Genomic DNA, 1,230 nt, shown 5'->3' on the forward strand with positions numbered 1-1,230 from the left:
TGGCGGATTCAACCGGTCGATGCAACACAATGAACGTCGCATGAGCGGCGGGAGTGTTGCAAATGAAACAGAGGCGCCGGATCTATTACAGCGAAAGCCAGAAGGCGTTGATGTGGGAACGCTGGCGTAAAGGCGAGTCGCTGCAGCACATCGCCCAGCTATTTAATCGCAATCATTCGTCGGTACAGGGCATTCTGGCGCAAACTGGAGGAATCCAGCCTGCACCACGCCGGCGATCCAGGCTGGCGCTCACGCTTGCTGAGCGCGAGGAGATTTCGCGAGGCCTCGTCGCGGGCGATTCGATTCAGTCAATCGCCCGGCGACTGTCGCGATCACCGTCCACGATCTGTCGCGAGCTCAAGCGTAACAGTGGGCAGGCCGGCTATCGGGCCAGCCAGGCCGACCAGCTTGCATGGGATCGGTCGCTGCGCCCCAAGGTCTGCAAACTGGTCGAGCATCGGATGCTGGCCCATATTGTGGCCGACAAGCTCCAGTTGCAGTGGTCGCCCCAGCAGATCGCTGGATGGCTGAAACGCGCCTGGCCGCGCAACGAGGACTACCACGTGTCACACGAGACCATCTACCGCAGTCTCTTCATTCAGGCACGGGGCGCCCTGAAGAAGGAGTTGCTGGAACATTTACGGCGCACCCGGGCCATGCGTCGCTCGCGGCATCACACCCAGAAAACGGACGATCACGGCAGGATCCGCGACACGGTATCAATCAGCGAACGTCCCGCCGCAGTGGAAGACCGCGCGGTGCCTGGGCACTGGGAGGGAGATCTGTTATGTGGCAGCAGCGGCAGCCAGATTGCAACGCTTGTAGAGCGCCAGACACGCTATGTCATGCTGGTGAAGATCGCGAGCAAGGACAGCGAGTCCGTTGTCAATGCGCTCATCAAACACGCTGGCAAACTGCCGCAGGAACTGTATAAATCACTGACCTGGGATCGAGGATCAGAGATGGCCGACCATAAACGGTTCACCATCGCCACCGACATTGCAGTGTACTTCTGCGATCCGAAACACCCCTGGCAACGCGGCTCGAATGAAAATACCAACGGCCTGTTGAGACAGTACTTCCCGAAAGGCATCGACCTGTCGGTCTACTCACAGGCCAAACTCAACGCCGTGGCACGAAGGCTGAACGAGCGCCCAAGGAAGACTCTGGATTATGAAACACCGGCAGAACGATTCCATCGAACTATTGCATCGACCGGTTGAATCCGCC

At 58.9% G+C, this 1,230-nt stretch carries 1 protein-coding gene; it reads left to right on the forward strand.

Annotation, left to right across the window (positions count from 1 at the left end):
* Positions 1-62 precede the first annotated feature (62 nt).
* Complete coding sequence (locus LJ655_RS30015; protein ID WP_230564774.1) at positions 63-1,223, forward strand: IS30 family transposase; 1,161 nt, start codon at positions 63-65, stop codon at positions 1,221-1,223.
* Positions 1,224-1,230 lie beyond the last annotated feature (7 nt).

This window comes from Paraburkholderia translucens (assembly GCF_020881035.1).
In the GTDB taxonomy this organism is placed as follows: Bacteria; Pseudomonadota; Gammaproteobacteria; order Burkholderiales; family Burkholderiaceae; genus Paraburkholderia; species Paraburkholderia translucens.